Raw genomic sequence first — 26942 nt, forward strand, 5'->3', positions numbered from 1 at the left:
CGCACTCAGGTTACTTGGTAATGACGGTGGGAACCACGCTCATGCCGGGGCGCAGCTTGTGCTCGCTGTCTTCGCCCTTTTCCAGAGCGATCTTCACTGGGACGCGCTGCACAACCTTTACGTAGTTGCCGGTGGCGTTCTCCGGAGGCAGCAGGCTGAAGCGCGCGCCGGTGGCGCCGCCAAAGCTGTCAACATGGCCGTTCAGCTCGCGGCCGTAGGCATCCACCTTCACGGTCACGCTCTGGCCCGGCTTCATGTTCTTCAACTGCGTCTCCTTGAAGTTGGCCGTGATGTAGATATTGTCGAGGTCGACGAGCGCGGCCAGCGGCTGGCCGGCGGCGACCACCTGTCCCACTTCCGCCGAGCGCTTGCTGACGATGCCGCTGACAGCGGCGCGAACCGTGGTGTACTGCAGGTTCAGCTCCGCCTGCTGGAGCGCGGCCTGGCGCATCTGCACCAGGGCCTGCGCCGAGCTGTAGCGCTGCTTGGTCACGGCCACCTGCTGCGGCGCGGTCTGCGCCACGGTGACGGCGGCGTGTGCCTGCGCCACGCGGCTTTCGCTGGAAGCGACCTGCGCGTGCATGGTATCCACGGCGGCCTTGGCAGCGGCGTCGGCCGCAATGGCGGCGTCATACTGCTGGCGCGACACTTCATCGCGCGCCACCAGCGTCTTCAACCGCTCCAGGTCCTTGGAGACCTTCACGTAGTTGGCCTCGGCCTCACGCTGCCGCGCATGCGCGGCATCCACGTCCTTCTGCGCGGCCTTCAGGTTGGCCTGTGCCGTCTCCAACTGGCCCGCGGTGCTGATGTGCGTAATGGGCACGTTGGTTTCGGCGGCAGCGGCAGCGGCCATTGCATCGCTCAACTCGGCCTGCGCGCGCTGCACCGCAATTTCGTAATCCTTCGGATCAAGCTGCACCAGCACCTGGCCGGCCTGAACGTACTGGTTGTCTTCAAAATTCAACTTCACCACGGTGCCGCTCACGCGCGAGCTGATCGGCGTGATGTGTCCGTCCACCTGCGCGTCGTCGGTCGACTCGCGCACGCTGAAATAGCGCCAGATGAACAGGCCGGCGGCCGCAGCCACAATCAGAAAAATAACCAGAGCGACGCGCAGCCCGGGGCGTCCGCTGAGAGAGGACGACTTCTTCTCGGGCGCCTGCTCGTTGTTGGTTGGTTCCGCCACTTACTTACCTCCTAGGAATTTCCGCGTCGCATCTTCGGCAATCCCGATGGCGCGCGCCAGCGATAGCTTGGAAAAGTTGTGCAGGAAGAGGCTGTTGATGTAGCTCTCCTCCGCTGCGGCCCGGGCTTCCTGCGCCTGAACCACTTCCACGTTGTTGGTCACGCCGGCCGCAAAGCGGTCGCGTGACTGCTCCACCTGCTGCCGAGCCAGATCCAGGTTGCTGGTGGCGACGGTCAACTGCTTGGTGGCGGCCTCCACGTCGAGCGAGGCCGTGCGAACTTCATATTCGATGCGCCCGCGCAGATCGTCGGCCTGCGCCCGGGCCTTCTTCACGTCGGTATCGGCCGCAGCCACGTCACCGCTGATCCGCCCGCCCTCGAAGATCGGCACCTTCACCGCCACGCCCGCGCTGTAGGTCATGTGGTTCTGCCACAGACGCTGACCGATGCTGCCGAAGTCACCCTGGAAGCCGATGGTCGGCAGACGTTCGGCGCGCGCGGCACGCAGCAGGTCTTCCGCCGCGGTTACCGAGGCTTGCACCTGCTTGTAATCGTTGCGGCTTGTGAGCGCCTGCTTCACGTTCTCATCCACGCCGCCGGTGACCGGCGAAGGCGCTGGCATCTTGTCCGTCAGCTCGATCTTCTGAGCCGCCGGAATGCCCAGCACGCGGGTGAGAGAAAGCAACTGCTTGTCGTAGTCGTTCTGCACCACCAGCAGGCGCTGCTGCTCGGTTTGCAGCTCCACCTGGGCGCGCAGCACGTCAATGTTCGGCACCATGCCTGCCTTGTGCAGGTCCACGGCCTGGTCATAGAGCGCCTGCGAGGTTGCCACCTGCGCCTGCGCCGACTCCACGCGCGAAGCGTCCGAGAGCGCCAGCAGATACTGGTAGCCAACGGCCAGCACAACGAGGTCGCGCGTGTTGCGATAGCTGAACTTGACGGCCTGCTCGCTGCTCTTGGCGGCGCGGTAGTTGTTCAGCGCGCTCATATTCAGCAGGTTCGACTGCACGGTGGCACGCATGTCCGTTACGTTGAACGGGCCGTAGATGTACTTTTCACCCGGCGTGATCGGGAAGCCAAAAGCTACCACGCTGAGCTGCTGGCTCACGTCGGAGAGCGAGCCATTGACTTGCGGCAGCAAAGCACTGAGCGCGCGCACGCGCTGCGCAGCCGCGCCGCTCATGCTTTGCTCCGCCAGAATGCCGCCAAGGTTGTACTTCAGCCCGCGGTCGAGCGCGTCCATCATGGTCAGCCGGACAGGTTCGGTCGTGACCGCGCCCTGCGGCACCGAACCCAGCAGCGGGTTCTGCGCCGCCGACAGGTCCTGCACCGACATACCGCCCGACTGCGCCATGGTCATCGGGACCAGCGCCAGAGCGAGCAGCGCCGTCAGGCGCAGCGGCGTCGATTGAGAAATTTTGCAGAAATTGTGTTTGAACACCCTTACCACTCCGGGCGGTCGGAGCCGCCTCAATAGCGCGTGCGGGGAGGCCCCGCCGCGATGTAAACCCATTCTACCGTGGTTGACGCAGGTTTGTCAGTAAACACTTACTTAATTTTCAAGAAATATTTACAAGTCGTGCCGTACCGTTACTTTCCGGCCCGGCTCAGTCCGCGAACGGAACCCCATGCGCGTCGGCCCGGACCGTCACAATGTCCACGATTGCCCAGATAAAGGAAACAATGCTCAAAATTCCGATCGACAGCACCGTGATAAGCAACTGCGTCACGGCCTTGCCGGTGTAGCCCGCATAGAAGTTATGGATGCCCAGAGCGCCCAAAAAGATGCCTAGCAGAATGTACGCGAGCCGGCTGCGCCGCTCGCCGGTGCCGGCCGCAGAGTATGGCGGCGGAAATGTGGCGGGAGATGCATATGGCGCGGAAGACGTTTCTGCCGCCTGCGTGCTTGCCTGTGGTGCGCCGCACAGCTGGCAGAAACGGGAGTTGGAGTCGATGGGGCGGCCGCACTGCGTGCAAAAACAGGCTGTAGTCATATCGGCAGGAGTATATCCGACACGGTGCGTCCTGAATAGGACGCCGGCTACTTCTGGCGCAAACGCTCGCGCACGCGCTCCAGTGCAATTTCCAAGGCACGCATGGCGTCGTCCACGTTCTCAGAGTTGCTGGCGAGAATGCCGCGCCAGAGGTCTTCCGGACTGTGCGCCAGCCGCGTCATATCGCGCCAGCCCGGCCCGCTGACCTTGACCGGATCTACCTCCGGCGGCAGCGCTTCGCGAGCGGCCTCCACCAGAGCGTAGGAGACAAGCTGCGGCAGGTGAGAGGTGTAGGCCAGCGCGCGGTCATGCACGTCGGCCGGAATCTCACTGACCACGGCGCCGAGGCTCTCAATCAGCGCGGAGAGCGCGGCGAAACGCTCCGGGCCTGCTCCGGGCAGCGGCGTCAGCAGCCAGCTCTCGGCCTGAAAGAGCGTGGCCTCGGCATTCTCGATGCCGCCACGTTCGCGGCCGGTCATGGGGTGGCCCGGCAGAACGCGCTGTGCGGCGTTGGAATCAAAAACTTCTCGTGCGGCTGCCACCAGCTTGCGCTTGGTGCTGCCCACGTCGGTGATGAGCGAATCCTTGGGAGCGACGGACGCCACTTCCGGCAGCAGACGCACTGCAACCTCCACCGGCACGGCCAGCACAATCAGCTGCGCCTCGCCGACGGCGGTAGGCAGCGCAGGGGCCGCTGCGTCGATGGCACCGCGGGCCTTGGCCTGCTCCAGCACCTTTGGGGTGTCGCAGCCGGTGATGCGGCCCCGGAACCCTGCTGCGTGCAGCGCCAGCCCAAGCGAGCCGCCGATCAGCCCGGTGCCAATAATGGTGATGCGCTCGAACATCCTAGCGCTCCGCCTTGGTGGCTGCGTCCTTGTCCGAGCGGTAGGAGCCGAAGATGCGTATGTCAACCGTGCGCGGCTTCAGGTCTTCCAGCGCCTGAGAAAGACGCGGATCGCCCATCGGCGCCCACAGGTCGAGGAAGAAGCGGTAATTCCACGGTGTGCCCTTCAGCGGGCGGCTGACCAGCGAGGCCAGATCGACGCCGTGCCTGGCAAATGGCTCCAGCGCGTGAAAGAGCGAGCCGGCCTGATTGGGAATGGTGATGGCCAGCATGGTCATGTCGGCGTCCGTGGGAGGCTCCGCCTGGCGCGAGAGCAGGCCGAAGCGGGTAAAGTTGCCCGGATCGTCCTCAATCTCGCTGAGCAGAATCTGTCCGCCATAGCGGGTGGCGGCCTGTGCTCCGGCAATGGCCGCGCGGCTGGTGTCGCCGCTTTCAAGCACGCGACGCACGCTGTCGGCGGTATCGCTGGCCACAACGCGCTCAATCTCCGGACGCTCGGCAAAGAACTTTTCGCACTGCGCCAGCGCCACCGGGTGCGACTCCACACGGCGAATGTCCTGCAGTCGCGCCGCCGGGCAGGCAATCAGGCAGTGCGATATACGCATTGCCACCTCGGCGTTCATGTGCAGAGAGCTTTCGTGCAGCAGGTCATAGCAGCGCAGCACGGGACCGGCCAGCGTGTTCTCCAGCGGGGAGAGGATGAACTCCGCCGCGCCTTCGTCGATGGCGGCGAACATGGCTTCAAAGGTGGCACATGGCACCGCCACCGCCTCGGAACCAAGCAGCTTGTGCACGGCGGCTTCGCTGAACGCACCGGGTGCGCCCTGGTAGGCAACGCGGACTTTCGTTTCGGAACTCATACGGAGGCTCTCCGCTTTGCATTGTACGGCCCTCGGCACTCGCGACGTCCGCTCAATCTTAGAAATCTCTCAGAATTTGACCACACTCTGAAACACGTTGGGGCTACGCCTGTTGCCTCGCTCTCCGGCGGGCATTCATTCCACTGGCCGAATCCCCGGCGTCCGGTTGGACACACCCGCTTCGTCAGGCTTGCTGACAAATTCACTTAAGCCGCACGCTCCAATTGCCGATTTCTTCTGATGTAGGCCGCGTTCTCACGGCCAAAGCCGGCCTGCGCCGCCGCCAGCCGGACACTGTGTGCGCGCCCGCCGGCGCGGGAGACCTTCGATGAATGATTCCAACGCTCTGCTCGGATTCGAACCTGCCACCATCCTCGAGTCGCTGCCCGACGCTGTCTGCGTGCTCGACCGCGAGCAGCAGGTGCGCTATTGGAACCGTGCCGCCGGGCAAATTACCGGATACGCGCAGGCAAGCGTGCTCGACCAGCCCTGCCCCGAGGGCGTGCTATCCGCCGTGCAATCCGCACCGCTCCGCCCCCCACGGCCGGAGGAATCCACGCCACCGCGAGCAGGAGAGGTGCATCACCGCGAGATGGTCACCTGCATACGCCACCGCGACGGCCGCGCCGTTCCTGTTCGCATCAAGCTGGTGCCCATTGTGATTGAAGGAGTCGCCGTCGCCACGCTATACCAGTTTTGCGACATGACGCCCCGCCCCGTCGCCGCCACCGATCCGCGGGCTCGGACTCCGCAGCCGCGCGAATGGGTGGACGAACACACGCTGCTGCCTTCCGTCATGGCCTCCGCTGCGCAGATTCGCGAGAGCTTTGAGCGCTGGGCCCTGCACGCGGAGTATTTCTCCATCATTCTGCTGGAGCCTGACGGGCTGGAGGCTGCCGCCGGACAGGGTGGCGACGCTGCGCGCCACCGTCTCTTTCTCGCTCTCAGCAAGGGCCTGCTGGCCGGCGCGCGTAACTCCGACTTTCTCGGCCGCTGGATGGACGATCAGTTTCTTGTGCTGCTGCCGCACTGCAACCTGCCACAGGCGCGCTCAGCCTGCCAGCGTCTGCTGCAGCACGCAGGCCACGCCAGGATTGAGCACGAGGGACGCGAGTTGAGCGCCACGCTCCGCGCCGCGGTCAGCATGGTGCTGCCGGAAGACGACCCATCTTCACTCCTCCGACGCGCCTCGGACGAATTGAACCGGAGCAGCGAGCTGTATCACTACTCCTCGCCCGCTTCCGGCGAGAACACGCAGAGCCTATAACACTCGGCCCAAGCGCAAAGGCCCCGCACAGTGTTCATCCTGCGCGGGGCCTTCGTTGTTACTACTCGAAACTTGAAACCTGAAACTGCTCTTGCTACTTACTTCTTCGCCGCGTCGATGGCGGCAAGCACCTCGTCGCTGTGCGCCGACGGCTTCACGTCGGTAAATACCTTTGCAATCCTGCCCTGCGGGTCGATCAGGTAGGTTTCGCGCGAGGCGAACTGCATCACTCCCAGGTTACGCAGCGTGCCATAGAGCTTCGTCACGCTCTTGTCGCCGTCGGAGAGCAGCTTGAAGCTGAGACTCTCCTTGACGCAGAACTGCTTGTGAGACTCCACGCTGTCCACGCTGACGCCGAGGATGACGGCGTTGCGCTGCTGATACTTTGCCAGGTCGCGCTCAAAGTTGTGAGCCTCCAGCGTGCAGCCGCTCGTCATGTCCTTGGGGTAGAAGTACAGCACCACCCACTTGCCGCGGTAATCCTTCAGGCTCACAGGCGAGCCGTCCTGCGAGTTCAGCGTAAACTCCGGCGCCGCCTGCCCCACCTCGGGGCGGGAGGCAGCCCACATCGCCACCGCCAGCATGGCGCACAGGCTCATAACCAACCACATTGTTCTTCGCATCCCATTCCTCCAAGGCGCATTACGCGCATCTATACAAATCTTGGATGTTCGTTTCCAGGCTGCCGGTGCAACATCACTGGATCTGCCTGATACACAGAGTTTTAACTTCAACAGAAGTCACGCCGCTTGACTCGCACGCCGTTCCGCCCGTTCAATGAAGACAGCCCCTGCGCCACGGCGCAGTCCGGCATCGAGCATGAAGCAACGTCTCCGCAAGCTCTTCCAACCCGTGCTTGACCTGCTGACGCAGGGCGTCACGCCCGGTCAGATCGCGCTGAGCCTCGCGCTCGGCGCCGTCATGGGCACGTTTCCTCTGCTGGGGACGACGACCACCATCTGCACCATTCTGGCCATTGCCCTGCGCCTCAACCTTCCAGCCATGCAGTTGGCGAATTACGCAGTCTACCCGGTGCAGCTTGCCCTGCTGCTGCCGTTTGTGCGAATCGGAGAGAAATTGACCGGCGCCGCGCCGCAGCCGCTTTCGGTGGCGCAGATCACCGCCGTGGTGCACTCCGGCTACGCGAACGCCGCACACACGCTGTGGGCCGCCGCGCTGCACGCCGTCGCCGGATGGTGCATCTTCGCCGTGCCGGCTTTCTTCGCCGCCTATGCTCTGCTGCGGCCGCTGGTGGCCATGGCCGCGCGCTCGTTCACCGAACGCCGCGCCGAATCCGCCGAATAACACCGCTTCCCTTTTCGCTTCCAAAGCCCATAACCAGTTGCGACCGCGAATCGACATTCTCGCCGCTACTGCGTGGAGGGTTGCGTAATCGCAGCGCGCGCCGCCCCTAGGAATCGGGTCGTGCGACTCGCGAGTGCTCACGCCTGCGGCCGGTCTGCTGCAAATAAGAAGGCCGCCCACGCGGGGCGGCCTCGTTGTCCTGCTTGTTCGCTACCTAGTTGGCCCAAGCCACGCTGGTGGCTCCCACGCTGGAGCTAGGCACGGTGTAGCTGTGCGTCGTGCTCTCCGTGGAGGTCACCGTGCCGCTGGCCACCTTGAAGAAGTGGTAGGTGATCGTCTTGCCTGCCGGGACCGGCGTGGTGATGAAGTAGTCAGTCCCGCTCGGCGGAACGAGCAGCGGGCCAATGGCTGTGGAGGTCGAAGTCGAATTCGAGCCCAGTTCGACCACATCGCCGGTCATGTAGATGGATTCGCCGCTGGCCGGGTTGGCGCCGGTTACGGTGAAGGTCACCGGAATCTGCGCCGCGTTCAGCACGCGGAAGCTGTTGGGCGCCGTGACAGCCGTGCCGCCCGACGGCGTGACCACCACCGGCTGCGCACCTGCCGAGACACCCGGCACGTTGAAGACCACCGCGTCGTCAGCCCAGGAGACGATGGTCGCCGAGCTGCCGCCCACCGTGACCGTGCCGGTCGTGGTGCCAAAACCCTTGCCGTAGACGGCGGCGATAATGCCCGGTTGTCCCTGGTTCGGAGTGAGTGCGCCAGCCTGCGCGCCGCTCACGCTGGCCGAGTAGCTCCAGACGCTCACGCTGTTTGCCGGCAGCGTCACGGCGTTGTTGCTCACCGTGTTGTCGCTGTTGACGGTCAACGAGACGCCGCTCATCAGTCCGCCGAGGAAGTCCGTGTAGGTGCCGGCCGGAAGCGAAGTCGACCACGGGCCGCTCAGTGCCTGCGCGGTTGTGGTGCTCTTGTTGATGGCCACCAAAACCACGCTGCCATTGAAGGCGCGCTCGTAGATGTACACGTCGCTGTTCTTCCAGCGCTGCTGCATGGTGCCGTAAGGCAGCGCCAGGTTGGTGCTGCGCAGCGCCGCCAGGTAGCGCACAATCTTCGCGCCCGTGGTGGTGGTGTCAAAGCTCGACATCAGCACGCGCGTGTACGGATCGCCGCCGCCGCTGGTGTCATTGTGCAGCGCCTGCTCGTCGCCATAGTAGACGACCGGGATGCCGCGGGCGGTCAGCACAAAAGCCAGAGCCTCGTTCAACTGCGCCGCCGTCGCACCCTTGGAAAGCAGACGCGCGTTGTCATGGTTGCCAACGAACGTCACCAAGTCGTTCGGGTAGCTGAAGCTCGAATACTCGGTGGTAATGTCGCTGTCGACCGTGTTGAAGCTTCCGCTGGAGGCGAAGGCCGTCGCAGTGTCGTAGTAGAGCGGGTAGTCGAGCAGGGCAATGCCGGAATTATTGGCAAACTTCACCGAATCGCTGTACAGCGAATCGCCGATGCCCTCCACCCACTCGCCGAACAGGAACGGCGGCGTGCTGGTGGCGGCCGTGCTGGCAGTGTTGGCCAGCGTGTACTGCCAGCCCCAGTTGGCGTGCTTCACGGCATCAAAGCGGAAGCCGTCGACGCCGTGCTGCATGAACAGCTTCACCGAATCCTTCAGGTAGGTGTCGACCGGCGCGCTCTCCTGGTTGAAGTCCGCCAGGCTGCTCAGCGTGTAGTACTGAAGCTGATAGCGGTCGGAGTAGTCGGTGATGTTCGACGTGTGGTGATAGTAGGTGCCGCTGTCGCTGTTGTAGTCGGTCAGCTTGGTGCCCGCGTCATAAAGCGCGCCATACTCACCGGCGTCGCGCGGATTGCTGTGGTTGGCGGCGAAGTCAACAATGACCTTGATGTTGGCCGCATGCGCCGCCGAGATCAACCCATCAAAAGCCGTCCAACTCTTGGCACTGTCGCCAAAGTGATCGTCAATCAGCTTGAAGTCACGCGCCCAGTAGCCGTGGTACGGCGCATAGGGAACGCTGCTGTAGGTGGTCACCAGATCCACGTTGTCCACCGGCGGCGAGACCCAGATGGCGCCGACGCCCAGCGTTTTCAGGTAGGTAAGCTTGGCCTGAATACCCGCCAGGTCGCCTCCCCAGTAGTACTGCCAGTTCGACTGACTGGCGTCATACATATTGGGGCTGATGGACGGATTGTTATTGGTGGCGTCGCCGTCATAGAAGCGATCCGTCACCAGCTGATAAATGATGTTGCGCCGCAGATCGGCATGGGACTCCACGGTGGGCATGGCGCCCTTCACCGTGACGGTCACCGCAACGGTCTGTGTCTTCGAACCCGAAGTAGCGTCCGGGGCCGTGAAGGTGAGCGTGCCGGTGTAGGTTCCGGCCGAGAGCGACCCGGTTGCCGGCTGCACGAAGACCGCCTGCGTGGCGGTGCCGGAGGTGGGCGAGGTCGTCAGCCAGGAAGAATCACTGGTGACGCTGTACGTCATCTCCGAGGGCGTCGAAGTGGAATTGAGGTTCTTGACCGTGACCACCTGGCTCTCCGGGCTGCTGCCGCCGGCGGTCGCCGTAAAGCTCAGGCTGGTGGGCTGAAGCTGCATCACCGGCTCGTCCGGCGTCTTGTTCACTACCAGCGTGACCTTGAGGTAGGCCACACTCTTGCTCGACTGCACCGTAATCCAGCCGGTATAGGTCTTGGCGGCAAGCCCGTTGGGCAGCGCCGTGACCGTCAGAGTGACCGGAGTGACGCCATTGCTCGGCAGCACGCTCAGCCAGCTCGAATCCGAAGTGACCGAGACGTCGGTGTTGCCGGTTGAATCGGTCACCGTCACCGTCTGCGGGTCCACTGTCGTGATGTTCGTCAGTCCCTTGGTGAAGCTGAAGCTCATCGAGGAAACCGAGAGCGAAAGCGTGCCGGAGTTAGTGTGGCTGGTGCTGCTGCCGCAACCTGCCATCGCCAGCAGCGCGCCAACCAGCAGAATTAGGGCTGCACGCCGCCAAAGCAGGTTCGAGAAAGATGCGCCTGTTTTTCCCATGATCACTCTGTCACTCATTCAATCTGCACGGCACGGCGCACGGAGGCTTCCCCGGGACGCCGCGAAAGGTGCAATTTATCTTAAACCCTGCCAGCCCAAGCAGACAGGGGCGAGCATCAACTTTCGTTAAGCTGTGCTTCCGCCCGCTCTCCGGGCACAACATTGAATTTTATCGGGTTAAGGCAAATCAGTGGGGACGATCTTCGCTGGCTCGTCTCTCCCGCTGGCTTCCATGCGCCCGGGGAGCCTCCAGAAGTCTGTAGCGCAAGTGCGCGACTGCATCCGCCAGCCTGCGGATGCGATGCGCGCCGCTCAATTGCCGGGTCTTAAGACCTGCGCGATGTGCCCAAATGACGCCTGCTGAGCGCCATTTAGCGCGCTTTTCGCTTGGATACTCGCGGATTTTGCCGCGCAGGAAGGTGGCCGATGGCCGGGGCGGCCACTTTTTTCGCGCAGTTTGTGTCAAACTAGTAGTACGCCCTCACGTAGGCCAATTCGCAAAATAGCAAGGATGAGAGAGTTTTGAGCAAAGAGCTTCGCAATATCGCCATCATCGCGCACGTCGACCACGGTAAGACCACGCTGGTTGACGCCATGCTTCGTCAGAGCGGAGTCTTCCGCGCCAACCAGGAACTGGTCGAGCGCGTCATGGATTCCAACGATCTGGAGCGTGAGCGAGGCATCACCATCCTGGCCAAGAACACCGCCGTCTTCTATCACGACACGAAGATCAACATCGTGGATACGCCGGGCCACAGCGACTTCGGCGGAGAAGTGGAGCGCGCGCTCAAGATGGTCGACGGCGTCATGCTTCTGGTCGACTCCAGCGAAGGCCCTCTGCCGCAGACGCGCTACGTGCTCAGCAAGGCGCTGGAAGCGAAACTGCCGCCCATCGTCGTCATCAACAAGATTGACCGTGCCGACGCCCGCTGTCAGGAAGTGCTGAACGAGGTTTACGACCTGTTCATCGACCTCGACGCCAGCGAAGAGCAGCTCGACTTCCCCGTGCTCTACACCAACGCCCGCTCCGGAACCGCCACAACCGATCTGGCCACGCCGGGCGAGAACCTTCAGCCGCTGTTCGACGCCATCATCAAGACCATCCCCGCGCCCTCCGGTGACGCCGACGCGCCGCTGCAGGTGCTGGTGGCCAACCTTGATTACAGCGACTACCTCGGCCGCCTGGCCATTGCGCGCGTCTTCAACGGCACGCTGCGCACCGGCGAAGAGGTTGGCATCGCCAAGGCCCACGGCAACATCGACAAGGTGCGCATCACCAAGCTGTTCAGCTTCAGCGGCCTGAACCGCACCGACATTGAGCAGACCGAGATGGGCGACATCATTGCCGTCGCAGGCGTCGAGGGCATCACCATCGGCGACACCATCACCAGCTACGAAGCGCCCGCGCCGCTGCCGCGCATCAGCATCGACGAGCCGACCATTGCCATGCAGTTCACGGTCAACAACTCGCCGTTCTCCGGACGTGAAGGCCAGTTTGTGACCTCGCGCAACCTGCGCGACCGCCTCGACAAGGAACTGCTGACCAACGTCTCCATCAAGGTGGAGGAGACCGACAGCACGGATTCGTTCCGCGTCTCCGGACGTGGCGAACTGCAGCTTTCGATCCTGCTGGAGATGATGCGCCGCGAAGGCTTTGAGCTTGCCGTCGGCATGCCGGAGATCGTTACCAAGGAAGTGGACGGCGTGCTCATGGAGCCGGTCGAAGTGCTCTCCGTCGACATCCCCGAAGAGTTTGTTGGCGTGGTGATGGAGAAGCTCGGCACGCGCAAGGCTGAAATGCAGAAGATGCACAACCACGGCTATGGCCGCGTGCGCATGGAGTTCCGCGTGCCCAGCCGCGGCCTCATCGGCCTGCGCAGCGAACTGCTGACCGAAACCCGCGGCACCATCGTCATGAACTCGCTGTTCGACGGCTACATTCCGTGGCAGGGTGCCATTGCCCACCGCCTCACCGGCGCCATCATCGCCGACCGCGCGGGCACCACCACGACCTATGCTCTCAACGGTCTGCAGGACCGCGGACAGTTATTCGTCAACGCCGGCACCGAGCTTTACGAAGGCATGATCATTGGCGAGCACAACCGCGACAACGACATTGACGTGAACGCCGTGCGCGAAAAGAAGCTGACCAACATGCGCTCCTCCACCGCCGACGAGGCCATCCGCCTGACGCCCTGCCGCGAGCTGACGCTCGAGCAGTGCATCGAGTTCATCTCCGACGACGAACTGGTGGAGATCACGCCGAAGTCGCTGCGCCTGCGCAAGAAGATTCTGCAGGAGAACCGCCGCCCCAAACCGTGGGAAAAGCGCGAGGCGATGGAGAAGCCCGAGTAGCAGCACACGCATTCAACCAAAACAGAAAGGCCGCCATTTCGGCGGCCTTTCGCATGCTGAAGAGTTGCCCCGCATCCACGGCCGCGATGGCCACGGATGCAGGGCTTGCTGTTTAGAACGAGAACCGCACCGCCAACTGGGCGCCGCGCGGACCGCCGCCACCCAGGAACGGGTTGCCGCTGCCCACGTCCGGCGTGGCCGTCGTCTGCAGGTAGTTGACCGACTGCGACGGATCGCCCGCGTAGATCTTGCCCTGAGTTGTCGAGCCCGCATTCGCCACAAAGTGGTTGGTGGAGAACACGTCGATGCCGAAGCCCGGCAGAAGCGGATTGGTGAAGTTCGAGTGATTGAAGATGTTGAAGATGTCGGCGCGCAACTCCATCGTCACCCGTTCGGTCAGGTGCTGGGTCTTGCTCACCGAGAAGTCCATGTTCGTGTAGTTGGTGGAGCGGAAGGCGTTGCGCGGCTCATTGCCGAAGTGCTGCGTGCCCGCCACGCATCCACCGTTGCCATCGTTCAGCGTGGTGTCCCACGTGCACGGCGCGGTGATTGACGCCAGGTTCAGCAGGTTGGTTCCACTGGTGCCCTGTTTGACGGTCGCGAAGTTGATGTCCGGACGGCCAAACCACTCGCCGCTGCCGTTGTAATCGGCCTCATACAGATAATGCACCGTGTAAGGCTGGCCGGTAGCGAAGTTGAACATGCCGTTGAAGGCCCATCCGTTGGTCAGCCACTTCGCCGTCTCAAACTTCGGCAGCGAGTAGTTGAAGTACCACTGGATGCGGTGGCGCACGTCGAAGTTCGAACTGGCGCGCTCCTTCCAGGCGTTGTAGCTGTCGTCCGGCTGCGCGGCGTTCGGCACAAAGTCCAAGCCGTCGCTGGCGTCGTCAATCGAGTGCGCCCAGGTGTAGTTCAGCGTGGAGCTGAAGCCGTGCCAGTTGCGCATCTTCAACGAGGCCTGCAGCGAGTTGTAGCTCGACGAAGCCTGCGTCTCGATCTGGTTGATGTAATACCAGTCTGGATACGGGAAGTTGCCGTTCGTGTCCGCCTGGTTCAGGTCGCGGAAGCGGAACAGGTGGCGGCCCTGCGAACCGACGTAGCCGATCTGCGCCGCCATCGTCTTGGTCAACTGCGACTCAATGTTGAAGTTGTAGGAGACGTAGCGCGGCGTTTTCAGCTTCTGTGAGACCGTAAACAGGCTGGTCACCGCGTAGCTGTTCGGGTCAAAGACCTGCTGCGAGGATCCCAGGATGTAATACGGATTCTCCTTGGAGTCATAGCCGGTGGGCAGCAGGCTGCCGTAGGCGATGTTGTTGAAGGCTGGGCCGGCCTGCGCCGGAAGCGTGTTCCAGGGCTGGTTGCCCACGAAGAAGTCCTGCGACGGGCCATCGTAGAAGACGCCGGCGCCGGCGCGCAGCACCAGCTTGCCGTTGCCCATCACGTCATTGACGATGCTGAAACGCGGAGCCACATCGCGGAAGTCGCGCGGATACAGCTTGTGCACGTTCGTCAGCACGTCGCCGTTTGCGGTGTTGAACAGGCTGAACCCATGGTTGCGCTCACCCACCACGCCGAAGTAATCCCAGCGCAGACCGAAGTTCAACGTCGTGCGCGAACTCAGGCGGTAGGAATCCTGCAGGTACATGCCATCGGAGTTCTGATAGGTATAGCGCGTGCCGTAGCCGGAGGCCGACGAGCCGCTGGCGATGTTACCTGCCAGGAAGTCGTCGAGCGACGCAAAGTGCAACGCGCCGCGGTGGCCGGAGTCGATAAAGCTGTTGATGGCCGTGCGGCGGAATTCATAGCCGAACTTGATGTTGTGCTTGCCCGAGGTGTAGCTGACGTTGCCGAACAGCTGGTAATTGGTGTCCACACGGCCACGCGAGTCGCTGCCGGTGGCGCCAATCGGGCTGTAGCCGCCCGAGATGGTGATCGTCGGCAGACCGTAATCGCGCGTCGCCATGTACTCCGGCGGCAGTGTGTTCAGGCCAATCGAGGTCGGGTTGAACTTGATGTCCTGCGGGTAGAAGTCCTGCAGAAAGCGGTTGTAGCCGCCACGGATCTCCACCACCCAGTTCGACTTGGGAACCGTGGTGTAGGAGAGCGAAACAATGTTGACGTGCGTCGGCGTGGAAGTGTTATAGCCCGGCGCGCTACCGCCCGTGTAGAGCATGCCCAGCGGGAAGCTCTGGTCGCTGTTGCCGAAATAATAGCGTCCGGTCAGCAGGTCGCTGTCGCTGAACAGGTGCAGGTGCTGATCCATCTTGAAGATCAGGCTGTCAATGCGGTTGCTGAACGGCGTGGTGTAGGTCACGTTGCCCAGTCCATCGGTTGGCAGCGAGCCCCACGGCTTCATGGCCAGCAGCTTCTGGACGACCGGGTTGATGGTGCCTTCGTAGGCGTTGATGTCCGCCTGCGTGGGCGCCTTGCCCAGCTGCGGCAGGCCGCCATCTTCGCGCTGGCCTTCATAGGCCACGAACCAGAACGACTTGTCCTTGACGAACGGGCCGCCGGCGGAGCCGCCGAACTGATGGTTGTGGAACGAATTTTTGGACTGGCTGGAACTGTTGAACGCGTTGCGCGCACCCAGCGCATCATTGCGGAAGTACTCGAAGAAGCTGCCGTGGATCTGGTTGGTGCCCGACTTGGTGACCAGGTTGACCGTGGCGCCCGAGCTGCGGCCGAACTCGGCCTCCGGGCTCGCCGTCACCGGCAACTCGGCCAGCGCGTCAATCGGCAAAATCGTCGAAGGGCAGCCCCAGACGCCAGCCTGGTTGATCGACGGCAGGTTGCGGTAGCCGTCGTTCATATCAGTGCCGTCCAGCAGGTAGTTGTTCGAGCGGCCGCGGTTGCCGTTCACGCTGAACAGGCCATAGCTGCCAGCCGACTCGGTCGAGCCGTTCGGGTCGCTGCACGAGCCGGGAACCAGTTCCAGCAGCTTGGTGAAGTCGCGGCCGTTGACCGGCAGTTGCGCGGCTTCGGCGGCTTCAATGGTGCCGCCCATGGTGTTGCTGGTGGTCTCCACCAGCGGAATCTCTGCGCTGACCTCAACCTTTTCCTGCACCTGGCCGGTGGAAAGTTTGGCGTCGGCGCGCTGCGGCGAGCCTACGCTCACCGGAATGTTGGTCAGTGTGGTGGTACGGAAACCCGGCTTGGTGACGCTGACGCTGTAATTGCCCAGCGGCAGTTCGCTGGCCACGTAGTCGCCCTGATCATTGGTGGTGACCGTACGCGACAAGCCCGTGGCCGGGCTGAAGACCTTGACCTGCGCGCCGCTGACGGCCGCCCCGGTCGGATCGGTCACTGTGCCTTGGATGCTGCCTCGGAACGTCTGCGCCGAAAGACAACAGCAAACGGTGAACAGAAGGAAAAACAAAAATCCCAACGAGCGGCTTCTCATGGCCGAGCTCCTTCGGTGTCTGTGTCTTAATTTCGGGAAGAGGGGTTTCCTAAAGTTGTGTAAAGCATAGCAGGATGTTTCGGGAATGTGAACGAACTGTTTCAGCGAAAAACGGGACATAACACGAAAGGGGCACTCCTGTCCGAGTGCCCCTTGGAATCTTTGCGCGGCTTGCTGAAAACTACTTGAGCGTCTTCTCCGCCAGTGCCTTGAACAGCCCGCCAGCACGCGCCTCGCCGTCCGCTGCCGGGTTCAGCACGGTAAAGTCCTCGCGGTCGTAGTGGCCCACGCCCATCTGGAAGGCTCCCTGCGATTTGTGCTCGGCCACCACCCAGTTGACGATGATGGTGTAGTCGAGCCCCTGCCGGAAGCCGAACTTCTGCGTGCGGTCCACCGTGTAGTGCGCGGTACCGACCGTGAACGGGTGCGCCGCGCTCTTGTAGCCGGTCCAGTCGAGCGGCTTGGTGTCCTTGCTCGCGCTGTCCTGGCAACCAAGCACGACCGGGTGCGCACCCTGCATCCGGCCAACCGCATCCAGCGCGGTCAGCGTTGCCGCCTTGTGCGCACCGTGCGTGTCCGGTGTTGGAAACAGCCCGAAGACAAAGTCATAGTGCCCCTCGGCCAGCCGACGCTCCACGGCCGCCAGCGCCACGCCCGGGTGCCAGTGGTCTTTGAGCACCTCATCCACATCCTGCGTGTAGCGCTTGTCCGGCTCGTCGAGGAAGTAGTGCTGCGAGACTCCCATGATCTTTCCCGCGGCCAGCAACTCGCGCTTGCGGATCTCCGGCAGCGCGGCGCGACCGGTGGCTTCGTCCGTCAGCTTGACGCCGTAATACGGCTCCGCCAGCAGCGAGTAGCGGTAGCCGCCCTCTCCGTTGGTGATGACCATCTGCTCCACCGTGCCGCCGAGGTTGTGCGTGATCTGGTAGACGGTGGCGGCAAAGCAGCTCTCATCGTCCGGATGCGCCACCACGATCAGCACACGGGGCTTCGCCTCCGGAGCTTTTGCCTCCTGCGACGCGCTCTGCGCCCACGCGCCCGCGCACAGCAGGGTCAAGCACATCACCACCAGCATTCCACGCCACAATTTCTGCATGATCCTCACCTCGGACGCGCCATTGCTCGAAACTTGAAACCGGAAACTCGAAACTTCCCCATCATACCCGCCTTGACCTCGCGCGCGTTCCTCTCTACCCTCAGCCCATGGGCCAAGTTGTCGAGAAGCCGGCCTCCGCGCATCCGCAACTGGTCCGCGGACTCACGCTGTTCCCCGCCGTCGCCATCACCATGGTGGACATGGTGGGCACCGGACCATTCACCACGCTGCCCAACATGGTGGCCGCCATGGGCGGCTCGCAGGCCGTCTTCGGTTGGCTGGCAGGGGCCTTCATGGCCTTCGCCGACGGCCTCATCTGGGCCGAACTCGGGGCGGCCATGCCGCGCGCCGGCGGCACCTACGAGTACGTCAAAACCATCTACGGCCCGGAGCGCTGGGGACGCCTGCTCTCGTTTCTCTTTGTCTTCCAGCTGATCTTCAGCGCGCCTATCTCGGCCGCCACCGGCTGCGTCGGCTTCGCCGGAAACGCGGTCTTCCTGTGGCCGGGGCTGAACCACGTTTTCTACTCGCACGACCTCAGCTTCAACCTGCTCGGGCAGAGCGCGCTGCGTATTGAGATCTCCGGCGCCACGCTGATGGCCATGGCCATTGCGGCGCTGGCCACGTTCCTCATCTACCGGCGCATCTCCGGCATCGCGCGCATCTCCAAAACCATGTGGGTCGGCGCCATTGGCACGCTGCTGTTCGCCATCTGGATGGGCGCCACGCACTTCAACGCCGCACAGGCCTTCCCCGCAGGATGGGCGCGGCCCGCGCACGGCTTCGTCTCCGGACTTTCGGCCGGACTGCTCATCGCGCTTTACGACTACTGGGGCTACTACAACATCTGCTTCCTCGGCGAAGAGGTGGTCGATCCGGCGCGCACCATTCCGCGCACGCTGCTCATCTCCATCACCGCCGTGGGCACGCTTTATATCGCCATGAACGTCAGCATGGTAGGCCTCATCCCGCACGAGGCGTTCCACGCCGCCGCGCAGCACACGCAGGCCAACCACATCTTCCCGGACGCCGCCGCACTCGTCTACGGCCCGTGGGCCGGCAAGCTCATTGCGGCGCTCATCATGTGGACGGCCTTTGCCTCGGTCTTCGCCCTGCTGGCCGGGTACTCGCGCATTCCGTTTGCCGCCGCGCGCGACGGCAACTTCTTCTCCATTTTCGAGCGCGTGCACCCAACAGGCGGCTTCCCGCGCTACTCGGTGCTGTTCCTTGGCGGTGTGGCGTGCCTCTGCTGCATCTTCCAGATCGGCGACCTGGTGAAGGCCCTGGTTGTCCTGCGCATTCTCATGCTCTTTCTTGTGCAAGCCATCGGCGCCGTGGTGTGGCGGCAACTGCACCCGGAGCAGCCGCGCCCGTTCCGCATGTGGCTCTACCCGCTGCCGGTCATCATTACCGTGGCGGGCTTTGTGCTGGTGCTGTTCGACAAGGCCGCGCTGCTGGAACGCGGGCTGCTGTTCGCGCTCGCGGGCATCGCGCTCTACCTTGTGCGCTCCGCCATCCGGCGCGAATGGCCTTTCGCGCCGAAGTCCTCGCACTAACGCAAAGCGCAATCCTCCCAGCAGAACTTTAGGGACGGTTTCATAAATCAGACTTGAAAGGGCACGGCTTTAGCCCCTGGGGAAAGCTTCGCGAAAGTCAGGTCGAAATTTATGCAACCGCTTCCAGGCATTCGTGCAGTTCAGCTCGTACCTCGAGCCGAACCGGGTAGCACCGGGCTTCAGCCCGGCGAACAGAATTCTCCCGCAAAAAAGGAACGTCCCTCGACGCGGGCTGCGAGAGTCTTTCCGCGCGCGTTAGTTGCGCGCGTCGCAGCCCAAGTTGAGGGACCGAGAAGCTTACTGCAATCTTCCGACGCCTACTTCTTCGGCAGCTCCCACTTCTTCGCCTGAAGGTAGTAGGTGCTCGACGGCATCTGCACCAGCACGGGCCGCTTGTCCGGGTTCAGCCAGCTGATGATCACGTCGAGATCGAGCGCATCCATTGCCGTGCAGCCAATCGTCGGCTCGCCCATCTTCTTCCAGAGATGCAGGAAGATGCACGACCCCGCGCCCGGCTGCACCGGCGAAGTGTTGTGCGCCACAAATACGCCGTTGCGGTAGAGGTCGTCATCGCGGCGCATGATCTCCGAACTCGTCCAGTCCTTCTGCGTCTCCGGAGCCCACACAAGCTGGTTGTAGTGCATGCTCTTCGGGTCGTCCACGCACTCGAGCTGCGTTGTGGCCTGCACGTACGGCATGCTTGTCTGCTGCTGCGCGGCGTAGCCGAAGGTGGTGGTCAGGTAGAAAACTCCCGCCGGGGCCTTGCCGTCGCCTTCCTTCTTCTCCGGCCCAGCCAGCCCCGTGGCGTCATGCAGGCCGCGTCCCCAGCCCAAGCCGCTCTTGCCCAGCGAAACCGAAAAACTCACGCCCATGGGCTTCCACTTGCCGCCCGGCTTCTGGCGTTCATAGCGCTGCGCACTGCCGTTCTGCGCGTCCCAGTTCGCGCTCGTCACCACAATCATCTGCAGGGAATCCTTCGGGACCTGCGCCATCGCCATCGCACTCAGCGCCAGCAGCGCCAGCGGCAACCATCGTCTCATTGCCTCTCCTTCGCTCCTCAGTCTCGCACGCCGCCCGCTCGACGGCCAAACGGAAATCGCAGACGCGTGCGACTGCACCAGATTTCGACGCAGCTCTCACCGCTGGGAACTCGAAACTTTGCACTTGAAACTTACAGGTAACGGATGTGCGTCTGCTTGAAGTAGCGCCGCTCCAGCTGGTCGGCAATGCGCTTGACGATGTTGCGCCGCAGTTCCAATTCCACCGGAATATTCGGGTCCTGATGCGCCTGATTGATGCGCGTGCCCACCAGAAACTCGACCACGTCGCTGTCCATCAGCATGTAGACCAGCCGCCGCGCGGCGTTGGGGCGCACCTTGTCCAGTGGTGTCTCCGACTCCAGAATGCGCGCGACTTCCCCGAGCGTGAGCGTGCCTTCCGTCACCAGGTCCACGCCGCTCATCTTCGCCGCCGGAGGAATTTGCGGGTCGATGGGCTGGTTCAGTTCCATCTCCACATCCACGTCCAGCAGCCGGCCCACGATGCTCGCCGTTGTTCCGCCGCAGATGGCCTTGCGCCCGTCAAAGCGCATCACCATCTGTGCCAGCTCCATGTCGCTTTCACGCGCGAATGGCGGCCCGGTCACCACCAGCATCTTGCGCGGCGTGCGGAAGTAGATGACCACGCAACTGATGTCGTCCTTGGCCCAGCCGCGATCCATCTGCAGCGCGTGGTCCACAATCTCCTTCGCCAGATCGCTGGCACTGGCCTTGGGACGGCGCTTCACGCACTCCTGCGCGAACTCCTCCACGCTGTCGCGCCCCCAGCCGAGCGGCGTGGCCGCCTCGCCGGTGCCGGCCTGGCTCACGCCATCACTGAAAAACACGATGCGGTCGCCCAGCGCGGCGCGGAATACCGAATGTGTCACCACGCGGTCCTGCCAGCGCTGCGGACGGTGCGTGGAACACTCGATCTGCACCTCGCCCTTCGGGCGCAGCATCACGAACGCCGGGTTGCCGTGTTCGATGATGCTGGTTTTCCCGCGCGTATCAATATCGACGATTGTGAATGTTGAATAGCTGATCTTGCGCACTGAGCAGATCGGCAGCGTGTCCATGATGGTCTCGGCCGCGCGCATCAGGTCCATGCAGCCGGACGAGGTGTAGCGCAGCGCCATCGTGGCCGTCAGCGTGGCCAGCACGTTGGCCTTCACGCCCGAGCCCAGCCCGTCGCTGAGCACGCAGAGCGTGCGGTCTTCATGCGTCAATTTCTGCGTCAGGAAGATGTCGCCCGCAATGTTCTGACCGTGCTTGGCCACCATGCAGGTGCCAACCTCGATAAAGCCCCTCTCACTTCCGGACATCGTCCTCCGGCTCCTGCAATGAGAATGACTCGACGATCGAGTTCAGCGTCGTCTCCGATTCGGCCGCGTTTTCGCCCAGCAGAAACGCGATCTGCTGCACTGTCTTCAGATTCTTCTGAATGACCTGCTCGGCACGCGCGATGATCTGCTCCTTCTGCATCGTCGACTGCGTGATGTCCTGCAGAATGGCGCCCACCACCGCGTTCGGCTCAATCACAAAGATGCTGAAGTGCAGAATAGTGTCGCGGAAGCGCACGTCGCGGTCGATCAGGTCCTCGCCCGTTTCCAGCACGCGCTGGAACAGGCCGTAGAACGGAACAATGTCAGCCAGCAGTACGTCCTCAGCAATTTCGCTGGCGCGCGCCTGGTCCAGTTCGGTGGCGAACATCGCGCGGAACTTCTGGTTGCACTCCAGAATGCGCATCTGCTCGTTCACCATCACGGCCGCCGACGGCATTTTCATCATCAGCGCGTTGGCCTTCTTCTGCGCCAGTTGGCGCATGTAGGTGGCGCACATGGTGCGCTCGGCCTTGTGCTCCAGCAGCGCGCGCGCAAACTCGCGGCAGCGGTCGTAGCCGCATCCGCCGCAGTTTTTCTCGTCGGCCAGCGTGCGCTTGCCCACCAGCCGCAGGGCTTCGCGGATCTCAGCTTCGCTGAATTGCGGACGCACCGGTGTCGCCCGCCCCTGGTCGTTCCCGATGGAAACCACCTGGCTGTCCTCGCCGAAGACCGGCGGCTTGGCGTAGCGGATGATCTCGTAGCGCTTGCGCACGGTGCCGCTGTTGCGGTGCGCCTTGGGCCCGTTGATGCAGCCGCCGTGGCACGCCAGCATCTCGACAAAGATGCCCTGCTCCGGACTCCACTCACTGACTTCGCTGAGCGCACGCCGGATGCTCGTCAATCCGCTGAAGGACATGAAGCGCGCATCGGTCGGCGAGTTGGCCTGCACCGCCGCCGACATGCCGCCCTCAATCGGATACAGCGCGCCTTCGCGGGCTTCTTCCGGAACAAAGTGGGCATGCACGTCCGGCATCAGCTCCGCCGGATTGATCTGCTCTTCCTGCAGCCACTGGCCCAGTTCTTCAAAGGTCAGCACCACGTCCAGCAGTTCCGGATGCCGGTCTGACTCGCCCTTCTTGGCGATGCACGGCCCCACGAAGAGGATGCCGATCTCGTCGCCGTACTCCTTGCGCAGCATTTTGCAATGCGCCAGCACCGGCGAAAACAGTGCGATGACCTTCTCCGTCTGCTCCGGGTAATACTTGTGCACGAAGTCGACGACCGTGGGGCAGGCCGAGGAGAAGAACACCTGCTTGTGCTCCTTCTCCATCTCCAGCCGCACGTGCAATGAAACCTGCTGTGCTCCGAGCGCGGTTTCACTCACGCCCCAGAAGCCCAGCCGCCGCAGCGCGGCAATCATCTGCTGCGGTTTGATATCGGGAAACTCGCTGACGAACGACGGAGCCAGCGAGCACAGCACCTTCTTCTTTTCCGCCAGCAACTGGCGCGCGGCTGCCACGTCATTGCGCACGCGCTTGGCGCCGCTGGGGCACACCTGCACGCAATGGCCGCAGTAGATGCAATACTCCGGCATCACCATAGCGCAGCCGCCCTGCACCTTGATGGCCTTCACGGGACACTCGCGCAGGCACTTGTAGCAGTCCTGGCACTCGCTCTTCTCCGTGTAAATGGGCGCGACTGACTTCGTCATGCCGGCTGTTTCTCCTTCAACGCAACTTCCAGCAGCGCGACGGCGGCGCCCGGCTGCACCTGTGTGTGCTCCACGCCGTCAATCACAATGCTCGGCCCCACGGTGCATTTTTCGCGGCACAGCACGCCGCTCATCCGCACCTCCGCGTTCAGGCCGTTCTTCCTAACATACTCCTGGATGGCGCGCAGGTTGTCGCCGTTGCCGCGCGCAAAACAACTGCTGCCAAGGCAAATCGTAATCTGCATCGCGCTGCTCATTGCTGCCCTTTCATGCGGTCAACACACCTCGCTGCCGTCCGCCCGGGCCGTCCGCAACCTCGCGGCCCACGCTTTGTATGCGCGCGCGCACGCACCGCGCGCACTGCTCCACATCCTCATCCACGCACGCCTTGCCCGGATAAATCTCGTACATCTGCCGATAGGGCTGCGGCGTCAGGTTCGGCATGATGACGTTGGCCCCGCTTTGCAGGCCGTGTTCGCGACCCTGTAACGGGTTCACCGTCGCCAACGCTGTTGTGCTCGGCAGGTTCGCCTCCGGACACATCAGCCGCGTCAGCGCCACCATCTTCAGCACCATCTGCTCGCTGCTCTCGGTCTGCTCGTCCCCGGCGTTTGGCACGTCTGGCGCGCCCAGTGGCGTCTCCGGATGCGCGAGAAACGGCCCAATGCCGACCATATCGAGATCCAGCTCGCGGAACAGTTCCATGTCGCGCGCAAGGATGTCGTAGGTCTGCCCTGGAATGCCCACCATCACGCCGCTGCCGATCTCGTAGCCCATCGCGCGCATGGCTCGCAACTGCGCCACGCGGTCACTCACGCGGCGCGGCAGCGAGGGATGTATGCGCTTGTAGAGCTCCGGATCGCTGGTTTCAAAGCGCAGCAGATAGCGGTCGGCTCCAGCCTCTCGCCACAGTTGCAGTTCGTCATTCAATCGCTCGCCCAGGCTCAGCGTGACGGCCAGCCGGGTCTCGCGCTTGATGGTCTGCACCAATTCGGCTATCCACTCGGCCTTCAGTTCAAAGTCTTCGCCCGACTGCAGCACCACGGTTCCGAAGCCGAGCTTCATCGCCTTGTGCGCGCAGTACAGAATTTCATCACGCGTCATGCGGTAGCGAGCAATGTGCCGCAGCGCGCGCAGGCCGCAGTAGCCGCACAGCCGGCCGCAATGGCTGCTGATTTCGATGAGTCCGCGCAGGTGCACGCCCTCGCCTACGTGCGCCTTGCGCACCGCGTCGGCGCGGGCGAACAGCGGCTGCAGGCGCGCTTCATCGCGCTCCCGCAGCCACGTCACCAGTTCGTCATGCGTGAACGGCTTCATGCAACTGCTCCAACTTCTTCTCGTACGCCTCGCGCGCCTGGGGGAACGGCTCCAGCGCGCGGCGCAGGCTGCCGTTCACGGCCGCAATCAGCACGCCGTAATTGGTGATGGGCACGCCCTGCGCCTTGCAGCGCGCAATGCGGCTCAGCATCTGGCGGCGATTCATCATGCAGCCGCCGCAGTGCACCACCAGCTTGTAGCGGCTCACGTCTTCGGGGAAATCCGGTCCCTGCACGGTGGTGATTCGCACCGGGCCGCCCACAAACTCGTTCAACCAGCGCGGAATCTTCACCCGCCCGATATCGTCCTCCACCGGATGGTGCGTGCAGCTTTCGGCGATCAGCACTTCGTCGCCCGGCTTGAGACCGCGCAGCGCCGCCGCGCCCGCCGCCTGCTCGCACAGGTCGCCCCGCAGCCGCGAGAACAGCACCGAGAAGCTCGTCAGCGGAATCTCCGGCGGCGTTGTCGCTTCCACCTGCTTCCACACTGCCGCGTCGGTCACCACCAGCTTTGGAGCCGTGCGCTGGCTCTCAATCGCCTGCTTCAGCTGCGTCTCTTTCACCGCCACGCCAATGGCGTCGCCGTCCAGAAGGTCGCGCAGGCACTGCACCTGCAGCATCTTGATGCGGCCCTTCGGCGCCTCGCGGTCGATCGGCATCACCAGCAGGCAGGTCTCGCCCGCGCCCACCAGGTCGCGCAAAATCACAGGGTCTTCCACGGCCTCGCGCGGAGCCACCGCCACCAGCGCCTGCCGCAGCTCGGTGATGCCTTCGCCCGCCGTGGCTATCGTGGTCACCACGGAGACGCCGTTCTCCACCAGCTCGAGCATGGCGCACTCGTCGGCCTGCGCCACGTCGCGCTTATTGAAGACCACCACCGGCGGAATGCCGCGCGCGCGCAGCTCCTCAACAAGGCTGTCTTCAAACTGCGTCCACTTTCCGTCGCTGACGATGACGCCGATATCCGTGCGCGAGAGAATCTGCTGCGTCTTCTTCACGCGCAGTCCGCCGAGCGCACCCAGGTCGTCAATGCCTGCCGTATCCACAAACAGCACCGGCCCGATCGGCTGCAACTCCATCGGCTTCTCCACCGGGTCCGTGGTGGTGCCGGCCACGTCGCTCACAATCGAGACCTGCTGCCGCGTGATGGCGTTCAGCAAACTCGACTTGCCCACGTTCCTGCGCCCGAAGATGCCGATGTGAACACGAAATCCCTTGCTCGCTCCGCGTGTCTGCTCGCTCATAGGAAAACGTCCCTTTCTCCCGCCCGCACCCGCTCGATCATGGGTGTGGCGATCCGTTTCTGCCGCGCGTCCATGGCCTCAATCTGACGCACGATGTGCTGCTCGCCCTCCCGCTTTGTCTGCGGGCAGGCATAATCCTGCAAATACTCCGTAAAGGTTGAAAGCGCGTTCGGCTCGCAGTGGTACTTGATGGCGCCCGGCTTGGCCAGGTCCATGAAGTCGGCGCCCGTGCGCCCCTTGCGATAGCACGCCGTGCAGAACGAGGGCGTAAAGCCCATCTCCGCAATCTCGCGCACCACCGCGTCGAGCGTGCGGGTATCGCCCACCGCGAACTGCGCCGTCTGAAAATCCCCCTGAGACTGCTCGTAGCCGCCGGGGTCGGTGCGGCTGCCCGCCGAGGTCTGCGAAATGCCGATCTGGAAGCACTTGTGCCGCATCGCCGGAGACTCGCGCGTGGACATGATCATGCCCGTGTACGGCACCGTCAGCCGCAAAATCGCCACCAGCTTCAGGAAGTCCTCGTCGCTCACCGCATACGGCGGATGCCCCGCGAACTCCGAGCCCACCGCAGGCTCCAGCCTCGGCATGCTGATGGTGTGCGGACCTACGCCAAAGCGCTGCTCCAGGTGGTGTATGTGCTGCAACAGCGCCAGCAGTTCAAAGCGCCAGTCGAACAATCCGAACAACGGCCCCACGCCCACGTCGTCGATGCCGGCCATCATGGCGCGGTCCATCACTGTGGCGCGCCAGTCAAAGTCACGCTTCGGCCCTTTCTTGTGGACACGGGCGTAGGTGTCGCGGTGGTACGTCTCCTGGAAGCACTGATACGTACCGATCCCGGCGGCCTTCATGCGGCGGAAGTCGTCAATGGAAAGCGGCGCAATGTTGATGTTCACGCGGCGCACTTCTCCGTTGCCGCTACGCGTGGCGTAAATGGTGCCAATCGCGTCTTCAACGTAGTCGAGCCCCTTGCCATCCGGGTAGCACTCGCCCGCCACCAGCAGCACGCGCTTGTGCCCCTGCTCCACCAGCACCTTGATCTCGGCGGCAATCTCCTGCTGCGTGAGCGTGCGGCGCGTTACTTCCTTGTTCGCCGCGCGGAAGGCGCAGTATTCGCACTCGTTCACGCAGCGGTTGGTGATATACAGCGGCGCGAACATCACCAGCCGCGAGCCGTAGATCTCCTCCTTCACCGCACGAGCCGTGGCAAACATCTCCTCGCGCAGTTCCGGGTCCGTGACGGCGATCAGTTCCGCCACGTCCTCGAACGTAAGCCCGGCGAGCGCCTTTGCCTTCTCGAGAATTGCTCGAACGCGCGCCGGTTCCACGGCGTCCTTGCGCTCCAGACAGCTCCAGATCGCCTGCTCATTCAACCAATCGGCCTTTTCCGTCCACTGCTTCAAC

The 26942-nt window shown here is 63.3% G+C and carries 20 protein-coding genes; 4 read left to right on the forward strand and 16 right to left on the reverse strand.

What is annotated here, in order from left to right; genetic code table 11:
• Positions 1–10: 10 nt before the first annotated feature.
• The 5 genes from AC6IZO_RS08880 to AC6IZO_RS08900 all read right to left on the reverse strand — a co-directional run bounded on the left by AC6IZO_RS08880 (position 11) and on the right by AC6IZO_RS08900 (position 4883).
• Positions 11–1186, reverse strand: coding sequence for an HlyD family secretion protein (locus AC6IZO_RS08880; protein WP_497804430.1), 1176 nt, complete (start codon positions 1184–1186; stop codon positions 11–13).
• Positions 1187–2626, reverse strand: coding sequence for a TolC family protein (locus AC6IZO_RS08885; RefSeq protein ID WP_497804431.1), 1440 nt, complete (start codon positions 2624–2626; stop codon positions 1187–1189).
• A 166-nt stretch (positions 2627–2792) separates the two neighbouring features.
• Positions 2793–3179, reverse strand: a complete 387-nt coding sequence (locus AC6IZO_RS08890) for an NINE protein (protein ID WP_497804432.1) — start codon at positions 3177–3179, stop codon at positions 2793–2795.
• Positions 3180–3226: 47 nt separating this feature from the next.
• Positions 3227–4024, reverse strand: a complete 798-nt coding sequence (locus tag AC6IZO_RS08895; protein WP_497804433.1) for a prephenate dehydrogenase — start codon at positions 4022–4024, stop codon at positions 3227–3229.
• Position 4025: 1 nt separating this feature from the next.
• A complete protein-coding gene (locus AC6IZO_RS08900) occupies positions 4026–4883 on the reverse strand; it encodes a prephenate dehydratase (protein WP_497804434.1) in 858 nt (285 codons plus the stop codon).
• 328 nt (positions 4884–5211) lie between these two features.
• On the opposite strand from AC6IZO_RS08900, the gene AC6IZO_RS08905 reads away from it, so the two are divergent.
• Positions 5212–6150 (forward strand): GGDEF domain-containing protein, encoded by a 939-nt coding sequence (locus AC6IZO_RS08905; protein WP_497804435.1) that lies wholly within the window; start codon positions 5212–5214, stop codon positions 6148–6150.
• A 98-nt stretch (positions 6151–6248) separates the two neighbouring features.
• Here AC6IZO_RS08905 and AC6IZO_RS08910 read toward each other — a convergent pair whose 3' ends face one another.
• On the reverse strand, positions 6249–6773 hold the full coding sequence (locus AC6IZO_RS08910; RefSeq protein WP_497804436.1) for a peroxiredoxin: 525 nt from the start codon (positions 6771–6773) through the stop codon (positions 6249–6251).
• A gap of 196 nt (positions 6774–6969) precedes the next feature.
• On the opposite strand from AC6IZO_RS08910, the gene AC6IZO_RS08915 reads away from it, so the two are divergent.
• Complete coding sequence (locus tag AC6IZO_RS08915; protein ID WP_497804438.1) at positions 6970–7455, forward strand: DUF2062 domain-containing protein; 486 nt, start codon at positions 6970–6972, stop codon at positions 7453–7455.
• A gap of 214 nt (positions 7456–7669) precedes the next feature.
• Here the strand turns inward: AC6IZO_RS08915 and AC6IZO_RS08920 are convergent, their stop codons facing one another.
• Positions 7670–10516, reverse strand: a complete 2847-nt coding sequence (locus AC6IZO_RS08920; RefSeq protein WP_497804439.1) for an alpha-amylase family glycosyl hydrolase — start codon at positions 10514–10516, stop codon at positions 7670–7672.
• A 504-nt stretch (positions 10517–11020) separates the two neighbouring features.
• Here AC6IZO_RS08920 and typA point away from each other — a divergent pair.
• Complete coding sequence (typA, locus tag AC6IZO_RS08925; RefSeq protein ID WP_497804440.1) at positions 11021–12853, forward strand: translational GTPase TypA; 1833 nt, start codon at positions 11021–11023, stop codon at positions 12851–12853.
• A 112-nt stretch (positions 12854–12965) separates the two neighbouring features.
• Here the strand turns inward: typA and AC6IZO_RS08930 are convergent, their stop codons facing one another.
• Entirely contained in the window at positions 12966–16373 is a 3408-nt protein-coding gene (locus AC6IZO_RS08930; RefSeq protein WP_497804441.1) for a TonB-dependent receptor, read from the reverse strand.
• Positions 16374–16434: 61 nt separating this feature from the next.
• Positions 16435–17349 carry a PIG-L family deacetylase gene (locus AC6IZO_RS08935; protein WP_497804442.1) on the reverse strand — a complete coding sequence of 305 codons (915 nt, stop codon included), beginning with the start codon at positions 17347–17349 and terminating at the stop codon, positions 16435–16437.
• Positions 17350–17456: 107 nt separating this feature from the next.
• On the opposite strand from AC6IZO_RS08935, the gene AC6IZO_RS08940 reads away from it, so the two are divergent.
• Positions 17457–18905 carry an APC family permease gene (locus tag AC6IZO_RS08940; protein WP_497804443.1) on the forward strand — a complete coding sequence of 483 codons (1449 nt, stop codon included), beginning with the start codon at positions 17457–17459 and terminating at the stop codon, positions 18903–18905.
• 317 nt (positions 18906–19222) lie between these two features.
• Here AC6IZO_RS08940 and AC6IZO_RS08945 read toward each other — a convergent pair whose 3' ends face one another.
• From AC6IZO_RS08945 to hydG, 7 genes are all read right to left on the reverse strand, one after another.
• Entirely contained in the window at positions 19223–19945 is a 723-nt protein-coding gene (locus AC6IZO_RS08945; protein ID WP_497804444.1) for a L,D-transpeptidase family protein, read from the reverse strand.
• A 131-nt stretch (positions 19946–20076) separates the two neighbouring features.
• Positions 20077–21267 carry a SpoIIE family protein phosphatase gene (locus AC6IZO_RS08950; protein ID WP_497804445.1) on the reverse strand — a complete coding sequence of 397 codons (1191 nt, stop codon included), beginning with the start codon at positions 21265–21267 and terminating at the stop codon, positions 20077–20079.
• The gene (locus AC6IZO_RS08955; protein ID WP_497804446.1) at positions 21254–22978 is read right to left on the reverse strand and encodes a [Fe-Fe] hydrogenase large subunit C-terminal domain-containing protein; all 1725 of its coding nucleotides are present in this window, start codon (positions 22976–22978) and stop codon (positions 21254–21256) included. Before AC6IZO_RS08955 ends, AC6IZO_RS08950 begins: the two co-directional genes overlap by 14 nt.
• Positions 22975–23223: a (2Fe-2S) ferredoxin domain-containing protein gene (locus tag AC6IZO_RS08960; protein ID WP_497804447.1), complete on the reverse strand. Its 249-nt coding sequence runs from the start codon at positions 23221–23223 to the stop codon at positions 22975–22977. Before AC6IZO_RS08960 ends, AC6IZO_RS08955 begins: the two co-directional genes overlap by 4 nt.
• Positions 23224–23245: 22 nt before the next feature.
• Positions 23246–24295 (reverse strand): [FeFe] hydrogenase H-cluster radical SAM maturase HydE, encoded by a 1050-nt coding sequence (hydE, locus tag AC6IZO_RS08965; RefSeq protein WP_497804448.1) that lies wholly within the window; start codon positions 24293–24295, stop codon positions 23246–23248.
• On the reverse strand, positions 24276–25538 hold the full coding sequence (gene hydF / locus AC6IZO_RS08970) for a [FeFe] hydrogenase H-cluster maturation GTPase HydF (protein ID WP_497804449.1): 1263 nt from the start codon (positions 25536–25538) through the stop codon (positions 24276–24278). The genes hydE and hydF overlap by 20 nt, the downstream gene beginning before the upstream one ends.
• Positions 25535–26941, reverse strand: a complete 1407-nt coding sequence (gene hydG / locus AC6IZO_RS08975; RefSeq protein WP_497804450.1) for a [FeFe] hydrogenase H-cluster radical SAM maturase HydG — start codon at positions 26939–26941, stop codon at positions 25535–25537. Before hydG ends, hydF begins: the two co-directional genes overlap by 4 nt.
• Between the last annotated feature and the right edge of the window lies 1 nt (position 26942).

The organism is Oryzophilus luti (assembly GCF_059726245.1).